The sequence below is a fragment of the Rhizobium sp. PRIMUS64 genome (assembly GCF_023006465.1).
Taxonomy (GTDB): Bacteria; Pseudomonadota; Alphaproteobacteria; order Rhizobiales; family Rhizobiaceae; genus Rhizobium; species Rhizobium leguminosarum.
Window position 1 is genome coordinate 1 of record NZ_JALBGX010000144.1, and the last position, 16,331, is coordinate 16,331.

Here is a 16,331-nt window from a genome sequence, read left to right on the forward strand (position 1 = left end):
CGGCCGATGCCCTGCGCGGCGCCGGTGACGACCAGCACCTTGCCGTCAAACCGACCGGCGAAGCGCGGCGCGCTCATGCAGCCTCCTTCGCCGCTGCATTGGGCGTGAACTTTTCGTATTGGAAGCTGTTGGGCTTCACGCCGTTGTCGTCGAAATGCTTGCGCACCGCATCGACCATTGGCGGGGGGCCGCAGAGATAGACGTCGACATCGCCGCCATGAAGCAGCTCGGCCGGCATATGTTGCGTAACCCATCCCTTACGCGGATGGCTCGAGGCCTCCTCGGCCACCACCGTGGTGAAGCTGAAGTTGGGCAGGCGCGTGGCATAGGCCGCGAACTCGTCGACGAGAACCAGATCGAGATCGCGCGTCACGCCATAGACCAGATGGATTTTCTGTTCCGATCCAGCGCGGGCAAGAACCTCGAGCATCGAGAGGAACGGTGCAAGGCCGGTGCCTCCGGCTAAAAACAAAAGCGGCCTGCGCACATCCCGCAGATAAAAGCTGCCGAGCGGGCCAGTCAGATTGAGCCTGTCGCCGGCCTGTGCGTCGGCGAGCCAGCTGCTCATCAACCCACCCGGGATCTTCTTGATCAGGAAGCCGATGCGTTGCTCGCCGGGCGCCGTGCCGGCGGCGCCTGTCAAACGTGATAGACGTCAATAACCTGGCGGATGTAGTCGTTCTTCAACACGATCTTCTTGCGCGCGATCAGCAGTGCGTCGTCGTCCTTGCGCAGCGTGGCGAACATGGTGCCGAAGAAGTGGTCGGTTACCTTGTAGCGGTGGTTCAACGTGTGGAAGTTGTAGCGCACGTCGACTTCGTCGCCCCGATGCGCCAGCACTTCGACATTGGTGACATTGTGGCTCGTGCGCGGTTCCGGCGTGGAAGCGCCGGAGCGCTCGGTCTTGATGCGGAATACCCGGTCTTCCAGGCCGTCGCGGTTCGGATAATAGATCAGCGAAATCTGCGACTGCGGGTCTTCGGTAATCCGGTCGTCGTCATCCCAGGCCGGCATCCAGTAGGTCACGTCGGGTGCATAGCAGGTCAGCCATTCGTCCCACTCGCGATCGTCCAGGAGCCGCGCTTCCCGATAGAAGAACGCGCAGATGGCGTCATAGGAAATGCTCATGCGACAACTCCGTTCTTTTCAGCGGACAGCGCCTGGCGCATCACCTTGGCCCAGTATTCGTGCTGGCGGACGAACAGGCCTTCGTCCTCGCTGCGCTCGCCGGACAGCAGCGGCTCGATGCCCATCTGCTTGGCGTTTTCGTCCGGACCATCGATCCACAGCGGCGCGCCCCGCGACAGGTCGTTCCAGAGCGCCGCGGTGCCGGCATAGCCGGCCTGGCAGGCGCGGAATTCCTCCAGGTCGTCAGCAGTGCCCATGCCGGACACGTTGAAGAAATCCTCATATTGGCGGATACGGAGCTGGCGATCAGCCTCGCTTTCGCCCTTCGGCGCAAAGCAGAAGATGTTGATTTCGGTCTTGTCGACACTGATCGGGCGGGTCACGCGGATCTGCGTGCTGAACTGGTCCATCAGGAATACATTCGGGTAAAGGCAGAGGTTGCGGGTCTGGTTGACGATGAAATTCGCCTTCTCGGCACCGACGCGCGCCGCGATCTCGTCTCGCTGGTCGTAGACCGGACGCACCTCGGGGTTCATGGTGTTGGTCCACAGCAGGATGTGACCGTTCTCGAAACCATAGACACCCGCGACGGAACGGCTCCAACTGTTGGCGTCGACCGCCTTCGTGCCCTCTTCCTTGCGCCGCCCCATCGTCGCGGCATAGTTCCAGTGGACGGAGCTGACGTGATAACCGTCGCAGCCGTTTTCCATCTGCAGCTTCCAGTTTCCGTCGTAGATGTAGGACGAATTGCCCCGCAGCACTTCAAGCCCGTTCGGCGCCTGGTCGACGATCTGGTCGATGATAACCTTCGTCTCGCCGAGATAGTCCTCGAGCGTCGCGACCGCATCATTCAGGCTGCCGAACAGAAAGCCTCGATAGTTCTCGAACCGGGGAACGCGCTTGAGGTCGTGCGAACCGTTCTGCGCGAACTGAGGCGGATACTGGGTGGTCTTCTCGTCCTTGACCTTGAGCAGCTTGCCGGCGTTGGAAAAGGTCCAGCCGTGGAAGGGGCAGGTGAAGCTGCCCTTGTTGCCGTGCTTGCGGCGGCACAGCATCGCGCCGCGGTGGGCACAGGCGTTGATGACCGCGTGCAGTTCGCCGTTCTTGTCGCGGGTGACGACGACCGGCTGCCGGCCGATATAGGTCGTGTAATAATCGTTGTTCTCTGGGATTTGACTCTCATGGGCCAGATAAACCCAGTTGCCTTCGAAGATATGCTTTATCTCCAGCTCGAAGAGGTCTTCGTCGGTGAAGATGTCCCGGCGGCAACGGAATAGACCGGCTTCCTTGTCGTCCTGCACGGCAGTGGCGAGCAGATGATCGAGTTCTCTTGCTTTGTCGATGATCGCAGACATGGCTTCTCTCCCGCAAAGTGCGCGGTAACCGGCGCAACCCTTGCAACAGTGTCGATGGTGACGATGATATGCGGGCTGGCGGCCATTCAGCCGCCGCCCTTGCCGTTTACGCGGCGGCGCGTTTGCGCTGTTCGTTGATCTGGTTGTCGATGCCATCGACCAGAGCGGTCAGATGGATGTCGAACGTGATCTCGGCGAACGGGCCGCTCAGACCATTGGCCTTGATGCTGGCCTCGTCGCTGCGCTCGATCACGGCCGGAACCAGGCCGTCTCGCGTCGCATAGGCAAAATCATCATTGACCAGCGGATCGCCTTCGATGTTGATCTGGGTCGTCAGCTTGCGATGGCCGTCGGCGCTGATGAAGAGGTGGATATGCGCCGGGCGCTGGCCATGGCGGCCGAGGGCGGAAAGCAACTGTTCCGTCGGGCTGCCCGGTGGCACGCCATATCCGTGCGGCACGATGCTCTGGAATTTGTAACAGCCCTTTTCGTCAGTCACGATCGTGCGGCGCATGTTGAACGGCGCCTGCTTGCCGGTCGGGTCGAAGTGTGAATAGAACCCGCGGGTGTCACAATGCCAGACTTCGACAGTCGCACCCGGCTGCGGCTTGCCGTCAGAACCATAGACGGTGCCGTGCATGATCAGTGTGTGACCATTGGCGTCGGTGCCGTCATCGAGACGGGCAAAGCCATGACTGACCGGTGCGCCGGCCACATAGAGCGGCCCCTCGATCGTGCGCGGCGTCGGGTTTTCGATGCCGAGCGCCTCATCGATCGCGTCGAGGCGTTCGTCGAGGAAATGATCGAGACCGAGACCGGGCGAGATCAGGCCGGCCTGGCCGGCGGCGCCGATCTCATTGAGCCAGGCAATGCCGGTCCAGTATTCGTCGGGGGTGATGTCGAGATCATCGATCGCCTTGAACAGGTCGGACATGATCCGATGGACGATCAGTTTGACGCGCGGATTGCCGCCGTCCTTGTCGAGGCCGCTCAGGACGCTCAGAAAATCCTGAATGTCGGGCCTGCCGAAAATCTTCACGCTCATTTTTTCCTCCTCTTGCATTGTTCAGAAAGTCGATGCGGCTCCCGTTCCCGCGCCGAACACGGCGCTAGGTATCGTCCTCGCGGATCGCCGAGGGATGCCGCAGCAGCGGCGTTACTTCGATGTCCATGAACTTGAACAATGGCAGCCCCGACAGGATCTCGTGCAGCTCCGCATTGTCCTTCACGTCGAAGATGCTGTAGTTCGCGTATTCACCGGCAATGCGCCAGATATGCCGCCATTTGCGGCTGCGCTGCAGTTCGTGCGAATAGGCCTTTTCCCGAGCGATGATCTCCGCCGCCTCCGCCGAGGGGAAATCATGGGGAATATTCACATCCATCCTCACATGGAAAAGCATGGTCGCCTCCCTTATCCGGCAATGCTGATCGTCTTGCGCATCCTGCCTCGAACAAAGAACGCCACACGATCCTCGTCCAGTTCGATCCCCAGTCCCGGTCCCTGGGGAATGGTCAGTTCGAAATCGCGGTAATCCAAGGGCGTGGCGAGGATCTCTTCCGTCAGCAGCAGCGGACCAAAGAACTCCGTGCCCCATTGCAGATCCTTCACGCCGGCCATCAACTGCGCGGCAGCGATCGTGCCGATCGGCCCTTCGAGCATGGTGCCGCCATAGACACCGATGCCGGCCGTCTCGGCGATGGCGATGACCTTGGCGGCGGCGAACAGGCCGCCCGCCTGCTCGATCTTGATCGAGAATACGTCGGCTGCGTGCGCCGTCACCGCTTCGAGTGCGCTTTCGGGACCGACAAGCACTTCATCGGCCATCATCGCGATCGGTGACACTCGCGTCAGCCGGGCAAGCGGCGCGACGCCGCACACCGGCTGCTCCACCAATACGCAACCCGCATCGCCGAGTGCCGCAATCGCATTACGCGCCTCGCGCTCCCGCCAGGCCATGTTCACGTCGACACGAACCGAGGCCATGTCCGGCAGCGCCTTGCGTATGGCAGCCACATGGCGGATATCCTCCTTGATCGACTTGACGCCGATCTTCAGTTTGAAGTCCTTGTGGCGACGTCGGTCGAGCAGCGCCTGCGCCTCATCGATGTCCTTTGCGGTATCTCCGGATGCGAGCGTCCAGGCAACCGGCAGTTTCTCACGACGTCGGCCGCCCAGCAGTTCCGACATCGGCACGCCGAGGCGGCGGGCCTGGCAATCCAGCAAAGCGCATTCGACGGCGCATTTGGCAAAGTGATTGCCCTTTACCGCCTTCCGGACGCGATCCATCGTCGCCTGTACGCGCGTCGGATCGCAGCCGAGGAGCAGGGGCGCGATATATTCGTCGATGGTGAGTTTCATGCCTTCCGGGCTCTCCGGTCCGTAGGCTAGTCCGCCAATGGTCGTGCCTTCACCGAGGCCTTCGATCCCATCGGAGCAGCGAACGCGCACGATCGTCATGCTCTGGCGGTTCATGGTGACCATCGAGAGCGTGTGCGGCCGGATGGTCGGCAGATCGAGTATAGTAGCCTCGATGGAAACGATCCGAATTTCCGCACGCACTGCGCTTCCTCCCTTTATTTGCAGGAAGGTTAGCCCTCGTTTAAGGTGAGGTCCAAGACCATATAAGTCGAAATCTATACCTTGGAGGTATAATAGGAATGGAGCTGCGCCAACTCCGCTACTTCGTGGCGGTCGCCACCGAGCGCAATTTCTCGCGCGCGGCGGAAATTCTCCACATCGCGCAGCCACCGCTCAGCCGGCAAATCCAGCAGCTGGAGGAGGAACTGGGCGTCAACCTGATCGACAGGTCCAAGCGGCCGTTGAGCTTGACGGAGGCGGGACGGTTCTTCTTCGACCAGGCTTCGCAGATCATGGCCCGGCTCGAGCACATCCGTGATCAGACCCAGAGAATAGGAAAGGCCCAGCGCGAACGGTTCGTCATCGGCTGCGTCGGCTCCACCCTCTATGGAGGCATGCCGGATCTCGTCAGGCGCATGCGGCAGCGCTGGCCTGATCTCGATATCGAGATCCGGGAAATGATGTCGACGGAACAGGTGACTGCGCTCAAGGAGCGACGCATCGATCTGGGTTTCGGCAGGGTGCGCTTCAATGACAGGGAAGTCGAACGGCTGACGCTCCGAGAGGAGCGGCTTGTCGTCGCCTTCCCGAAGAGCCATGCCAAATCCATCGCCAAGGAGCCCATAGGGCTTTGCGAGCTGGAGGGGGAATCCCTGATCATCTATCCCTCGACGCCCCGGCCAAGCTTTGCGGACGAGACGCTGAACCTGCTCGGCGAGATCAACGTCAATCCCGGACATGTCGAGGAGGTTCGCGAAATCCAGACGGCGCTGGGCATGGTCGCAGCCGGCGCCGGCCTGTGCATCATTCCCGCGGCCTCGCAGCGCCAGCGACCAGACGATGTCTGCTATCGCATGATTGCCGACGAGAGGGCGACCTCACCCATCATCATGAGCTACCGGCGCAACGAAGCCGGCGGCCGGATCGAATTGATAAAGCAGATTATCCGCGAAATGTATGCCGACAATCCCCCCTGGCTCCAGCTCTCCAATGTCCGTCTGGACGCGCTCGAGAGTTAGGCAGGCCTGCGCTTCGGCCTGCTGCCATCCACTCACTTCCGGGTGCAGCACTTCGAGCCCCAGGGAGGCGCGCCCGACTGGCATGCCGGACCGAACGATCTGTAGGCAGAAGGCGGCACGCCGTTATGAGGCGCGTCATTTGCCAGCCAGCGTGCGATATCTTCCATCCTCTCCGGCCTCGCTTCGCAAGGTTAAGTTCGGATTTCGAACCAGCCCGCCGTGGCACGAATGATGTTCCAGAGTTTGACTGGAAGCGTGATTTCCGAAACCGTGAGTGGGCTGAGCGCAATGTCGATTTCATGACTTCTTTGGTTCTGGGCGAGTTCAACCCATTCCGGATTCATCACCAGCCCCTGGCCGACGGCGACGAGCGACAGGCCAAATTCGAGGGCCTTTTCGGCCTCATCGGGTTTTCTGATTTGGCCGGCGGCGACGACGGGTATACGGCCCTCGACGCGCTCGGCAATGAGCTCAGCGATGGAACGGCCGCCGGCATCGTGGATAGGTTTGGCATGAAGCACGCTCGAGAGCGACACGTGCACATAGTCCACACCGGCGACGACGAGGCGATCAATCAGTTCGCAGGTGTCACTGAGCCGAAGGCCGCCTTCATCAGATTCCTCAGGCGAGATCCGGTAGCCCAACAAGAAGGGCCGCTTCGCGTGCGTGTCGATGATCCGCTTTACCTCTTGAGCAACGGCGAGCGGAAAGCGCATGCGGTTCTCCAGCGAACCGCCCCATTGGTCCTCTCGCTGGTTAGATAGCGGTGAGAAGAAATTCTGAATCAGGAACCCGTGCGCCCCATGCAACTCGATGCCGTCGAAGCCTGCCTCGATTGCGCGGCGTGTGGCCTCGCCGAAAGCAGCCACGACAGTCAGGATTTCATCTTGAGTCAGCGGGCGCGCTGTCATGTTGCCATTGTTGAATGCACCCGCAGCAGCCTTGACGGCGCTCGCGCTGACGATCTCGCCCCCTGGAACCAGTTCGGGCACGGCTTTGTTGCCTGCATGGAAGATCTGGAGGATCGCAGGCGCGCCGCCACTCTTGGCCGCCCCTGCCAGGCGGCGCAGGCTCGGTGTGAAGCTATCGTCGCAAGAAGCAAACTCGCCCGTGAAGCCGACGCCATTCGGCATGACGTGGGTGCAACCGGTAATCACCAGGCCGACGTCCTTTGCTCTGCGACGGTAATACGCGACCTCCTCGTCAGAGACCGTTCCGTCCTCATTGCCCGACCATGTCGTCATGGGGGCCATGACAATCCGGTTGCGAAGGGTGATCCCCTTGGCGAAAGCGAACTCGTCGAAAAGTTTCGGTTGTGTCTTGCTCATGATCTCGTCGTCCTCGCGCCGCTCTATGAGCCAATAAATAATGGAGGACAGGCATGCCGATTAGCCGCTATAATCTGCATGAACTTAGAAATGGGGTTTATGAATGAGAAAAGGTGATTTCAGCGAGCTGGCGGCATTCATCACCGTCGTGGAGGAGGGAAGTTTCACGCGCGCGGCCGCAAAGCTTGGCCTCTCTCAGTCCGCACTCAGCTATGCTGTGCGAATGCTGGAGCGACGTCTGGATGTGCGGTTGATTTCACGGACGACCCGCAGCCTTTCGACGACAGAGGCGGGAGAACGGCTGTTTCACAGCCTGCGTCCCGCGTTTGATCACATCGACAGCGAGATTGCCGCGCTCACCGCCCTTCGCGACAAGCCTGCAGGCACGATTCGCATCACCACCTTTCGGCATGCCGCCCGGATGGTGCTCTGGCCCGCATTGCTGAAGCTCGCGCCCGAGTATCCGGACATCGTCGTTGAGATCAATGTCGATGAAGGGCTGACGGACATTGTCGCTGGCCGATTTGACGCGGGCATACGGCTCGGCGAACAGGTCGAGAAGGACATGGTCTCGGTGCGGGTGAGCCCCGAGGTTCGAATGGCGGTTGTCGGATCGCCCTCTTATTTCGCCAACCGTAAGCGCCCGGAAACGCCACGTGACCTGAACAACCACGCTTGCGTCAGTTATCGGCAGAGCAGGGGAGGCGGTCTCTATGCCTGGGAGTTCGAGCGTGACGGCATCGAGCTGGAGGCGCGCGTCAGCGGATCGCTTATTCTCAATGACAATGAGATGCTGGAAAACGCGGCCCTTGACGGACTGGGGCTTGTTTATGTCTTCGAAAGTCAGGTTTCTCACCATGTGGCCGAGGGACGGTTGATTCGTGTTCTGGAAGACTGGTGTCCGCCATTCCCAGGCTATCACCTCTATTATCCAAGCCGGCGGCAACACACCCCGGCCTTCTCCCTCCTGGTCGAGGCACTCCGTTACCGGGGACCGTAACGGCATTTATCAATCCCATTTCTAACCCCATGCAGAAAATGGGGCCTAATCGCTGGTGCTGCGCTGCTTATCTCACCTCACGAGGACGGGCGCAAAATCACTGTGCCGGCGAGGTGATCGAGATCGCCACGGCTCGTCCCTCCTTCGATGAAAAGACGGCTCTGCCGCTAAAGTTCAGGAGACGACCTATGGACAAAAACAAGCCAAATGCGGGTTCCAATGCCAACGAGCATCCGGGTGTTGCTCGCCGCGACTTCTTGATCAACTCGGCGCTCGCCGGGGCAATGTTGACCGTCGCATCGCCGGCCTGGGCCGCTTCGTCGGATCAGCCCCAGGCAACCAAAAGCACTCCCCAGGCAGGACAAGCCCAGATGAAAACCCGGAAGCTCGGAACGTTGGAAGTCTCGGAAATGGGAGCTGGATGCATGAGCATCAGCGCCAATTATGGGCCGGCCGCCTCGACAGCCCAAGGCATCGAGACCATCCGCGCCGCCCACGAAAAAGGCGTTACATTTTTTGATACCGCCGAAGTCTATGGGCCGTATACGAGCGAAGAGCTTGTTGGGGCGGCGTTGGCACCGATACGCGATCAGGTGAAAATCGCCACCAAGTTCGGCTTCGCAATTGACGGCACGGCCGGGCTGAACAGTCGTCCGGAACGGATCAAGCAGGTGGCGGAGGCTTCGCTCAAACGCCTGAAAACCGATCGCATCGATCTCTTCTATCAGCATCGCGTCGACCCCAATGTACCGATCGAAGATGTGGCTGGTGCGATCAGGGAGCTGATCCAGGAAGGCAAGGTTCTGCACTTCGGTCTCTCGGAGCCGAGCGCCGGGACAATTCGCCGGGCACATGCCATCCAGCCTGTGACGGCGGTCCAGACCGAATACTCCGTGATGGAAAGGAGCCCGGAACGCAATGGCGTTCTCGCTGCATGTGAGGAGCTTGGCATCGGCTTTGTCCCGTGGGGTCCCATGGGAATGGGTTATCTCACAGGGAAAATCGACGCGAGCACAAGGTTCGACCCGAAGACCGATCTCCGCTCGACATTCGATCGCTTCAGCCCTGAAAACCTGGCAGCCAATATGCCGTTCGTCGCGTTGTTGAAGCAGCTCGCCGAAAAGAAGGGGGCAACACCCTCTCAGATTGCCCTGGCGTGGCTGCTGGCGCAGAAGTCGTTCATCGTTCCTATCCCAGGCACGCGCAATATCGATCATCTGAATGAGAACCTGGGTGCACTTCGGGTCGAACTGACGCCTGACGACCTCCGCGCGTTCGGGACTGCCCTCGCGGCACTGACCGTGCATGGCGGACGCATGAACGAAATGCAAATGGGTCTGGTTGACCAAACAACCTAAAGCGCGTCGCGATCTTTCCGACCTCCAGGCGCCGCGCGTTTTTCAGACGCGCGACGCTGCAGCACTTTGAATTGCTGCAGCAATTGCCGGATTAAGAAGCCCGCTTTCTAAGCCCATGCAAATACCACCGCCTAATCTGATCGGCTTCGCCGGACTACGGTGTCGTCGATTGTCTGTGTCAAATCCCGCTCCGGCAAACCAAGGGAATCCTCTATGGCTGACGCCAGATCCAAAAAATCCAATGAACCATTCGCCGCAATCCAACGTCTTGTCGTGACCGTGGCCGCTATCGTCTTCAGCGTCTTCGGCCCATTCAGTTCTTCGGCAATGGCGCAGGCAACCGGAAACCGAGCAACCTTCCCAAAGAATTTCGATGAGTATGTCCACTATGCGACCTACGACCGTGGCTCTTCCAGGGAGGAGGCGTTTGCAACGCGCGAAACTTTGGAGATCGCGAAGTCCGGCCGACCGCTGCCGCCCGGCACGCAATTGGTCCTGGGCATCTGGGCTGACTACAAGCTCACCGGCTATTTCGTCATGGAGAAAGGTGTGGACTGGGGTCTCAGCGTCCCGGAGGAGCAGCGCACCGGAGACTGGCATTTTCAGCAGTTCGATACCAACATGCAGGTCAGTCGGACCGCGTTCGCCGAGCGATGCCAATCGTGCCACGGGTCTCAGGCAGATAATGACTTCATGTTCACGACCGACAGAATGCGGGCTTACGTCCCTTGAAGCCGCTGTTTCTCTTGCGGTTGATCCTCGATGTCTTGGCGGCCGGCCTGTTGCTGGCTGCTCTGGCTTACAACTGGCTCGGCAATGCGGCACACGAGATAATCGGCACAGGCATGTTCCTGCTGCTGATCAGCCACAACATTTTCAATCGCCGTTGGTACGGCATGATCACGCAGGGCTGGCGCGAGCCGCGCGGTATCGTCGCCAGGGTGATCAATCTCTCGCTGCTGATCACCATGCTGACCTTGCTGGTAACCAGCATAATCATCTCACAGACCGTCTTTGGCTTCCTGTCTTTGACCGGCACCTTCACCTTGCGCCAGATCCACGCGTCGGCGGCTTATCTGGCGCTGCTCATGGCTTCCATTCACCTGGGTCTGCACTGGTCGATGATCATCGGCGTGGTGAGCAGCAGGTTCGGCATGACGGCCGAGGGCAGACTGCGGACGCTTGTTTTGCGTGTGGTCGCCATCACTGTCGCCGTCTATGGCGTTCAGAGCTTGCTCACTGTCAATGTCGGATCAAAATTGTTCATGCAAATGAGCTTCGACTTCTCGGATTTCCAGACTGCGACGCCGGCCTTTTTCCTGCATCACATAGCGATCATCGGGCTTTTCGTGTTTATCACCCACTATGGCCTGAAGCTGATCAGGGGCCGAAAGCGCCGGACGCGTACTGTCGGCCATAAAGCAGTTGAACGCGGGTCTATTTAGAAACCCGCTTTCTAGCTTCATGCAAATTATGCATTCTAATCAAATAGACTGAGCGCATCTATCTTCCTGTCTGTCGAAACAGGGAGTTAAGCGTGAGCAAAGTTTGGTTCATCACAGGCGTGAGCAGCGGCATCGGCGCCGGGGTCGCCAGAGCGGCATTGAAGGCTGGCGACAAGGTCGTTGCGGCCTCCAGAAATCTCGACAAGGCCCGTGATGCCTTGCGCGACGTTGCTGGTGACAATCTTGCGTTCATCAAGTTGGACGTGACCAGCGAAGCACAGGTCAATGCTGCTGCAGAAGACGCCGTCGCGCGGTTCGGACGCATCGACGTCGCGGTGAACAATGCCGGCTATTGCCTGCTCGGCAACTTCGAAGAGCAGAGCCTTCCCCAGATCGAAGCCCAGTTTGCCACTAATTTCTATGGCGTTGTGCATGTCGTGCGCGCCGTGCTTCCGATCATGCGCAAGCAGCGGTCGGGGCACATCATCAACATCGGCGCCGCAGCCGGCGTCATTGGCCTGAAACACTGCGGTGCCTATTCAGCCACCAAGTTCGCGATCGAAGGTCTGGCGTTTTCCGTGGGGATCGAGGTCGAGCCATTCGGCGTCAAGTTCACGACCGTCGAACCCGGAGCCTTTCGCACGGATCTGCTGGACAGCCAGAACGTTCGGTACGTTCCCAGAAGCGGCATCGAAGACTATGCCGGCGATGCAACGTCCGAGGCCACCTGGTCGAGCTTCCATGGCGTGCAACCTGGCGATCCCGACAAGCTCGGCGCGGCCGTCGTCACCGTCGCCGCCATGGAAAATCCGCCGAAGATATTCGTCGCCGGAACGGATGCGATCGCCATGATCGCGCCCGGCATAGAAAGCCGTCTCAGCGACATGCGAACCCATGACGAACTGTCCAGATCGACGGACGGATCTCTCTGATCATCCTCAACTCAAAAACCAAAGGACCCGACACAATGAAGAAGATCGCTTTCGGAGTGGCTGCCGCCATCGCCTTGACCCTCACCACGACCGCCTTTGCCCAGGATTCGCAGGCCCCCGGCTACATGATTGCGAATTATACGATCAAGGATCAGGCCGGCTACAACAAATATATGGAAGAGGCCGGTCCGCTCGCTCCGAAATTCGGCGGCAAGATCATCGTGTTCAATCTGAATGCGACGGCGGTGGAAGGCGAGCCGAAAAAGGTCATGGCCATCGCCGAGTTCCCAAGCGTGGCTGACGCGCAGCGCTTCTACAATTCTCCGGAATACACGGCTGCGCGGAAATTTCGCGTCGCGTCGACTGAAGGCTCGGTGATCATCACCGAAGGCTTCGTTCCTCCCAAGCAGTGAACGCGGACAGTGGCAGAGGGTGCCGACACCCCTATCCGGTGCCCTCTGCCTCGTCCCGATAACGCAACGTCTCAAGCAAACAGGAGCCTGATATGGCCAAGCAAACTGATACGATCGTTTCACAGGAAGGTGCTTTCAACAGCCGCCGCCAACTTCTGAAAGCCAGCGCGGCACTCGCGACGCTGCCTCTCATGGCAGCGGCCGCGACCAGCGCGCAGGCCGCAGATACCAAGGCGGCCACGGCTGCGACAGCGCCGGATGCAAACTCCGAAGCGTTCATCAACGGCATGGCCGACCTGATGGCGCATTCGACGCGCACACCGGTTCTGCGGTGGCCGAACGAATACGGCATGGACTATGAGGAAATCTTCTTCCCGGCGATGGACGGCATCACGATCGAGGGCTGGTTCATTCCAGCCGCCGGCTCCGACAAGTTGCTCATCATGAACCACCCGATGCCTTGCAATCGCTACGGCTATCCGGGGCATCTGGCGCCCTGGCAGGACTTTGGCGGCTTCGAGGTGAACTTCCTGCCGGAATACAAGATCCTGCATGACGCAGGTTACAGCATCATCACCTATGACATGCGCAACCATGGCCGCAGCGGCACCGGAAGCGGCGGCATCAATGCCCATGGTACGCTGGAATATCGTGACGTGATCGGATCGCTGCGTTACGCCAAATCGCGGCCCGACACCAAGGACATGAAGACGGCCCTCTACAGCCGTTGCCTGGGCGCCAACTCTACCATCGTCGGCATGCACAAGCACCCGGAAGAGTTCACCCACATCAAGGCGATGATTGCATTGCAGCCGGTAACGCCTGCCGTCTTTGTCCAGACAGCGATGGAAAATCAAAAAATCGCCAACGGTGTCGAGCTGTTTGATGCCGCCTACTACAAGCGGACCGGCTATCATCTCTCAGACGTCTGGCCGATGGAATATGCCAAGTCGGTGACGGTTCCGACATTGGTCGCGCAGGTCCGCGACGATTTCTTGACCAAGCCGTCTAATGTTCAGGAGATCTACGACACGATTTCCTCAAAGGATAAGAAGCTTTTCTGGATAGAAGGCACGGACCAGCGTTTCCAAGGCTACAATTATTTCGCGAAGAACCCGCAACTGGTGCTGGACTGGTTCGCCACTCACATCAACGTCGCCTAAACGCAGCCGTCTTCACCTTTAAACAGGATCCCGTCTTTGGGGACGGGATGGTTCAATCCTCCTTCACAAGGAGGATTGAACACCAGTGGGGTTTAATTGGGCGCGGGACGTCAGCATGTCCGTTCTCCCGGCGCATTCATAAATCTCATTTCTAAGTTCATGCCGATAATACCATCTAATCGTGCCTCGCTAGGCGATCTATCCTCCGGTTCATCAGGAACAGGAGTGAGATATGAGCAAGGTTTGGTTTATTACGGGTGCAGGCAGCGGTATCGGTGCTGCCAGTGCCAAAGCGGCCCTGAGGGCTGGCGACCGCGTCGTCGCGACCGGCCGCAACCTCGACAAGGTACGCAATGCCCTGAGCGACGTCGCAGGCGACCGCCTTCTATTCGTCCAGCTGGACGTCGCCAATGAGGAACAGGCCAGAACTGCGGTAGACGAAGCTGTGAAGGCGTTCGGTCGCATCGACGTTCTGCTCAACAATGCGGGCTACAGCCTGCTCGGCAACTTCGAAGAGTTGAGCACCGCCGAAATCGAAGGGCTGATGTCGACCAATTTCTACGGGGTCATGTATGCGATGCGCGCGGTTCTTCCGGTCATGCGCAAGCAGCGGTCGGGCCGGATCATCAATATCAGTTCGCTTGCCGGGATCGTCGGCTTCAAGCACTGCGGGGCATACAGCGCCTCGAAATTCGCGGTCGAAGGCCTCTCGCAGGCGGTTGCTCAGGAAGTCGAACAATTCGGCATCAAGATCACCGCCGTCGCACCTGGCTTCTTCCGGACAGACCTGCTCGACGCCCAGAATGCGAAGTACGCCGCCAGCACCATCGAGGACTACGCCGCCGAAGGCAGCGCTGAAGACATGTGGTCAGGCTACAACGGCAAACAGGGTGGTGATCCCGCAAAGCTGGCCGACGTCCTTGTCAAGTTCGTCGGCATGGAAAATCCGCCAAAGCAATTTCTGGCTGGAAGCGATGCTCTTGCGGCCTACCAGCCGACCCTCGAAGGACAGCTCGACGCGCTGCGCGCATACGAGCAATTGTCCAAGTCGACAGATGGTTCCTTCTGAGGATAAGAGTGGGGTGGCCGTGGCAAGGAACCATGACGACACTCCGAAAAGACGCGGCGCTATCGTGAGGTGGTCTCGCGGATCCCGCTTTTCATGCCCCGCCGATTCCCCCAGAGCGCCGCATGAAATTCACCGCCGCCGTTTCGACAAGCCGAAACTCATCGTCGATCGATCGCAACCATCCAGCTTGAAACAGTGCTTGAAGGAGAACAGGAATGGCAACGGAACGCAACAAAATGGCAATGCGCCGGTTTGTCGAGTTTATAAATACAGCTAGCGAACAACTCGCCGCGGAGTTGATTGCTCCGGAGGCGATTTTCCATGTCCCTGGGCGGCAAGAGCCTCTGCGCGGCCCGGATGGTTACCTCGAGATCATTGGAATGATGCGAGGCGGCTTTCCCGACATCCAATGGACTTTGGAAGAAATCATCGCTGAAGACGATAAGATAGCCGCGCGTTTCACAATGCGCGGCACGCACCAGGGTCCGTTCCTTGGCGTTGAGCCGACTGGTAAGTCGATCACGGTCCAGGCCGTGAATTTTTACCGCCTCGCTGACGGAAAATTTGTCGAAGAGCGTGGTCAACCCGACTTGCTGAGCTTGTTGCAACAAATCGGCGCGGTTGCGGGTTAGTGCGGGGTTGAGCAGCTCTGAGCGCTCATTCCTGAAAGATGAAGGGCGGCCGTTCGGTCGCTCTTTTCGCTTGTGTGATCGGCTCGCTCCGGGCGGCCAGATCCAGCGCGATCGTGACGCGCTTTAGTCCTTCATCGGCTCACCGAGCGTATGCATCAGGCGGTTCGCCCAGCCGAAGATGGCCGATGAGAGGACGAGATCGAGGGCCTCCAACTCGTCGAGCCCGACGTCTGCCAGCGACTGCGCGTCGGCCGCGACCGCCTCGGGCGGCGTGGTCGACAGTCGGGCTGAAAAGTCGAAGATTGCCTGCAGGTGCTCGTCGAGCGTCGCCTCGAGACCATCGGCGAATACGGCTTCGATGACATCGGTGCGTTTTGTCAGATTGTTGAATCGGGAGGCATGGACGGCCGCACAGTAGACGCAGCGGTTGACGACGGAGGCGGCGACCGCGCCCAGTTCGCGCTCGCTCCCCGCCAGTCCGTCCTTGCCGTACATGATCAGGTTGAACAGCGGCGAGCGGACCGTGAGTGTCTCGGGGTCGTGCGCCAGGGTCAGCACATAGGGCGAGATGCCCTTGTTCGATGGCGTCGTCTGCATCGCTGCATGCTGCTCGTCGGTGGCGGTCGCGAAATCGACCGGAACGACATAGGGCTGCCAGCGCGGCACCGTGGTGGTGAAGGTGTGGACGACCTCGCTCATCGCATTTCTCCCAGCAGCTTCAGGCCAGCGAGAACCCGCACCTGGTAATTGACGAAAGCCGCAAGCTCCGCGAGCCGGACGATGTCAGCGTCGGTGACGCCGACCTGACGCAATGCCTCGACATGGGCGCGCGTGGCATCGCGCGGCGCGAGCGTCAGCCGGTCGGCATGACGAACGATCTCCGCAGTCCGTGGGTCCGTCACGTTCGTGCC

General features: G+C 59.7%; 17 protein-coding genes and 2 pseudogenes. 10 read left to right on the top strand and 9 right to left on the bottom strand.

Annotation, left to right across the window (positions count from 1 at the left end; genetic code table 11):
• Nucleotides 1-73: 73 nt before the first annotated feature.
• From MOV76_RS33165 to MOV76_RS33190, 6 genes and pseudogenes are all read right to left on the bottom strand, one after another.
• Nucleotides 74-625, bottom strand: a pseudogene (locus MOV76_RS33165) (FAD-binding oxidoreductase); the annotation flags it as partial.
• A 14-nt stretch (nucleotides 626-639) separates the two neighbouring features.
• Nucleotides 640-1,128: a benzoate 1,2-dioxygenase small subunit gene (gene benB, locus MOV76_RS33170; RefSeq protein ID WP_018245108.1), complete on the bottom strand. Its 489-nt coding sequence runs from the start codon at nucleotides 1,126-1,128 to the stop codon at nucleotides 640-642.
• Entirely contained in the window at nucleotides 1,125-2,483 is a 1,359-nt protein-coding gene (locus tag MOV76_RS33175) for a Rieske 2Fe-2S domain-containing protein (protein ID WP_247266096.1), read from the bottom strand. The genes benB and MOV76_RS33175 overlap by 4 nt, the downstream gene beginning before the upstream one ends.
• Nucleotides 2,484-2,589: 106 nt before the next feature.
• On the bottom strand, nucleotides 2,590-3,528 hold the full coding sequence (gene catA / locus MOV76_RS33180; protein ID WP_018245110.1) for a catechol 1,2-dioxygenase: 939 nt from the start codon (nucleotides 3,526-3,528) through the stop codon (nucleotides 2,590-2,592).
• 64 nt (nucleotides 3,529-3,592) lie between these two features.
• On the bottom strand, nucleotides 3,593-3,883 hold the full coding sequence (gene catC / locus MOV76_RS33185) for a muconolactone Delta-isomerase (RefSeq protein WP_028734850.1): 291 nt from the start codon (nucleotides 3,881-3,883) through the stop codon (nucleotides 3,593-3,595).
• An 11-nt stretch (nucleotides 3,884-3,894) separates the two neighbouring features.
• Nucleotides 3,895-5,043 carry a muconate/chloromuconate family cycloisomerase gene (locus MOV76_RS33190; RefSeq protein ID WP_247266097.1) on the bottom strand — a complete coding sequence of 383 codons (1,149 nt, stop codon included), beginning with the start codon at nucleotides 5,041-5,043 and terminating at the stop codon, nucleotides 3,895-3,897.
• 98 nt (nucleotides 5,044-5,141) lie between these two features.
• Here MOV76_RS33190 and MOV76_RS33195 point away from each other — a divergent pair, with 98 nt between their 5' ends.
• The gene (locus tag MOV76_RS33195) at nucleotides 5,142-6,080 is read left to right on the top strand and encodes a LysR family transcriptional regulator (RefSeq protein ID WP_210067010.1); all 939 of its coding nucleotides are present in this window, start codon (nucleotides 5,142-5,144) and stop codon (nucleotides 6,078-6,080) included.
• 191 nt (nucleotides 6,081-6,271) lie between these two features.
• Here MOV76_RS33195 and MOV76_RS33200 read toward each other — a convergent pair whose 3' ends face one another.
• A complete protein-coding gene (locus MOV76_RS33200; RefSeq protein ID WP_247266098.1) occupies nucleotides 6,272-7,408 on the bottom strand; it encodes an NADH-dependent flavin oxidoreductase in 1,137 nt (378 codons plus the stop codon).
• 103 nt (nucleotides 7,409-7,511) lie between these two features.
• Between MOV76_RS33200 and MOV76_RS33205 the strand changes: the two genes are divergently transcribed.
• From MOV76_RS33205 to MOV76_RS33245, 9 genes are all read left to right on the top strand, one after another.
• Complete coding sequence (locus MOV76_RS33205; protein WP_047622067.1) at nucleotides 7,512-8,408, top strand: LysR family transcriptional regulator; 897 nt, start codon at nucleotides 7,512-7,514, stop codon at nucleotides 8,406-8,408.
• Between the two features lie 188 nt (nucleotides 8,409-8,596).
• Nucleotides 8,597-9,766, top strand: a complete 1,170-nt coding sequence (locus tag MOV76_RS33210) for an aldo/keto reductase (RefSeq protein ID WP_247266099.1) — start codon at nucleotides 8,597-8,599, stop codon at nucleotides 9,764-9,766.
• 213 nt (nucleotides 9,767-9,979) lie between these two features.
• Nucleotides 9,980-10,498, top strand: a complete 519-nt coding sequence (locus tag MOV76_RS33215; protein WP_018449271.1) for a cytochrome P460 family protein — start codon at nucleotides 9,980-9,982, stop codon at nucleotides 10,496-10,498.
• On the top strand, nucleotides 10,495-11,211 hold the full coding sequence (locus tag MOV76_RS33220; protein WP_247266100.1) for a DUF4405 domain-containing protein: 717 nt from the start codon (nucleotides 10,495-10,497) through the stop codon (nucleotides 11,209-11,211). Before MOV76_RS33215 ends, MOV76_RS33220 begins: the two co-directional genes overlap by 4 nt.
• Nucleotides 11,212-11,303: 92 nt before the next feature.
• Nucleotides 11,304-12,143 carry an SDR family oxidoreductase gene (locus tag MOV76_RS33225; RefSeq protein ID WP_247266101.1) on the top strand — a complete coding sequence of 280 codons (840 nt, stop codon included), beginning with the start codon at nucleotides 11,304-11,306 and terminating at the stop codon, nucleotides 12,141-12,143.
• Between the two features lie 35 nt (nucleotides 12,144-12,178).
• Entirely contained in the window at nucleotides 12,179-12,556 is a 378-nt protein-coding gene (locus MOV76_RS33230; protein ID WP_166480483.1) for a DUF1330 domain-containing protein, read from the top strand.
• Between the two features lie 92 nt (nucleotides 12,557-12,648).
• Entirely contained in the window at nucleotides 12,649-13,719 is a 1,071-nt protein-coding gene (locus tag MOV76_RS33235) for a S9 family peptidase (RefSeq protein WP_247266102.1), read from the top strand.
• Nucleotides 13,720-13,951: 232 nt separating this feature from the next.
• Nucleotides 13,952-14,788 carry an SDR family NAD(P)-dependent oxidoreductase gene (locus tag MOV76_RS33240; RefSeq protein WP_018245123.1) on the top strand — a complete coding sequence of 279 codons (837 nt, stop codon included), beginning with the start codon at nucleotides 13,952-13,954 and terminating at the stop codon, nucleotides 14,786-14,788.
• 215 nt (nucleotides 14,789-15,003) lie between these two features.
• On the top strand, nucleotides 15,004-15,420 hold the full coding sequence (locus MOV76_RS33245) for an ester cyclase (protein WP_247266103.1): 417 nt from the start codon (nucleotides 15,004-15,006) through the stop codon (nucleotides 15,418-15,420).
• Nucleotides 15,421-15,543: 123 nt separating this feature from the next.
• On the opposite strand, the gene MOV76_RS33250 is transcribed toward MOV76_RS33245, so the two are convergent.
• On the bottom strand, nucleotides 15,544-16,119 hold the full coding sequence (locus MOV76_RS33250) for a peroxidase-related enzyme (RefSeq protein ID WP_247266104.1): 576 nt from the start codon (nucleotides 16,117-16,119) through the stop codon (nucleotides 15,544-15,546).
• A pseudogene (locus MOV76_RS33255) lies at nucleotides 16,116-16,331 on the bottom strand (hypothetical protein); the annotation flags it as partial. The pseudogene MOV76_RS33255 and the gene MOV76_RS33250, both read right to left, overlap by 4 nt.

Coding starts and splice junctions, on each gene's coding strand:
- benB (WP_018245108.1), bottom strand. CDS start 1,128: ATGAGCATTTCCTATGACGCCATCTGCGCGTTCTTCTATCGGGAAGCG.
- MOV76_RS33175 (WP_247266096.1), bottom strand. CDS start 2,483: ATGTCTGCGATCATCGACAAAGCAAGAGAACTCGATCATCTGCTCGCC.
- catA (WP_018245110.1), bottom strand. CDS start 3,528: ATGAGCGTGAAGATTTTCGGCAGGCCCGACATTCAGGATTTTCTGAGC.
- catC (WP_028734850.1), bottom strand. CDS start 3,883: ATGCTTTTCCATGTGAGGATGGATGTGAATATTCCCCATGATTTCCCC.
- MOV76_RS33195 (WP_210067010.1), top strand. CDS start 5,142: ATGGAGCTGCGCCAACTCCGCTACTTCGTGGCGGTCGCCACCGAGCGC.
- MOV76_RS33200 (WP_247266098.1), bottom strand. CDS start 7,408: ATGAGCAAGACACAACCGAAACTTTTCGACGAGTTCGCTTTCGCCAAG.
- MOV76_RS33205 (WP_047622067.1), top strand. CDS start 7,512: ATGAGAAAAGGTGATTTCAGCGAGCTGGCGGCATTCATCACCGTCGTG.
- MOV76_RS33210 (WP_247266099.1), top strand. CDS start 8,597: ATGGACAAAAACAAGCCAAATGCGGGTTCCAATGCCAACGAGCATCCG.
- MOV76_RS33215 (WP_018449271.1), top strand. CDS start 9,980: ATGGCTGACGCCAGATCCAAAAAATCCAATGAACCATTCGCCGCAATC.
- MOV76_RS33230 (WP_166480483.1), top strand. CDS start 12,179: ATGAAGAAGATCGCTTTCGGAGTGGCTGCCGCCATCGCCTTGACCCTC.
- MOV76_RS33235 (WP_247266102.1), top strand. CDS start 12,649: ATGGCCAAGCAAACTGATACGATCGTTTCACAGGAAGGTGCTTTCAAC.
- MOV76_RS33240 (WP_018245123.1), top strand. CDS start 13,952: ATGAGCAAGGTTTGGTTTATTACGGGTGCAGGCAGCGGTATCGGTGCT.
- MOV76_RS33245 (WP_247266103.1), top strand. CDS start 15,004: ATGGCAACGGAACGCAACAAAATGGCAATGCGCCGGTTTGTCGAGTTT.
- MOV76_RS33250 (WP_247266104.1), bottom strand. CDS start 16,119: ATGAGCGAGGTCGTCCACACCTTCACCACCACGGTGCCGCGCTGGCAG.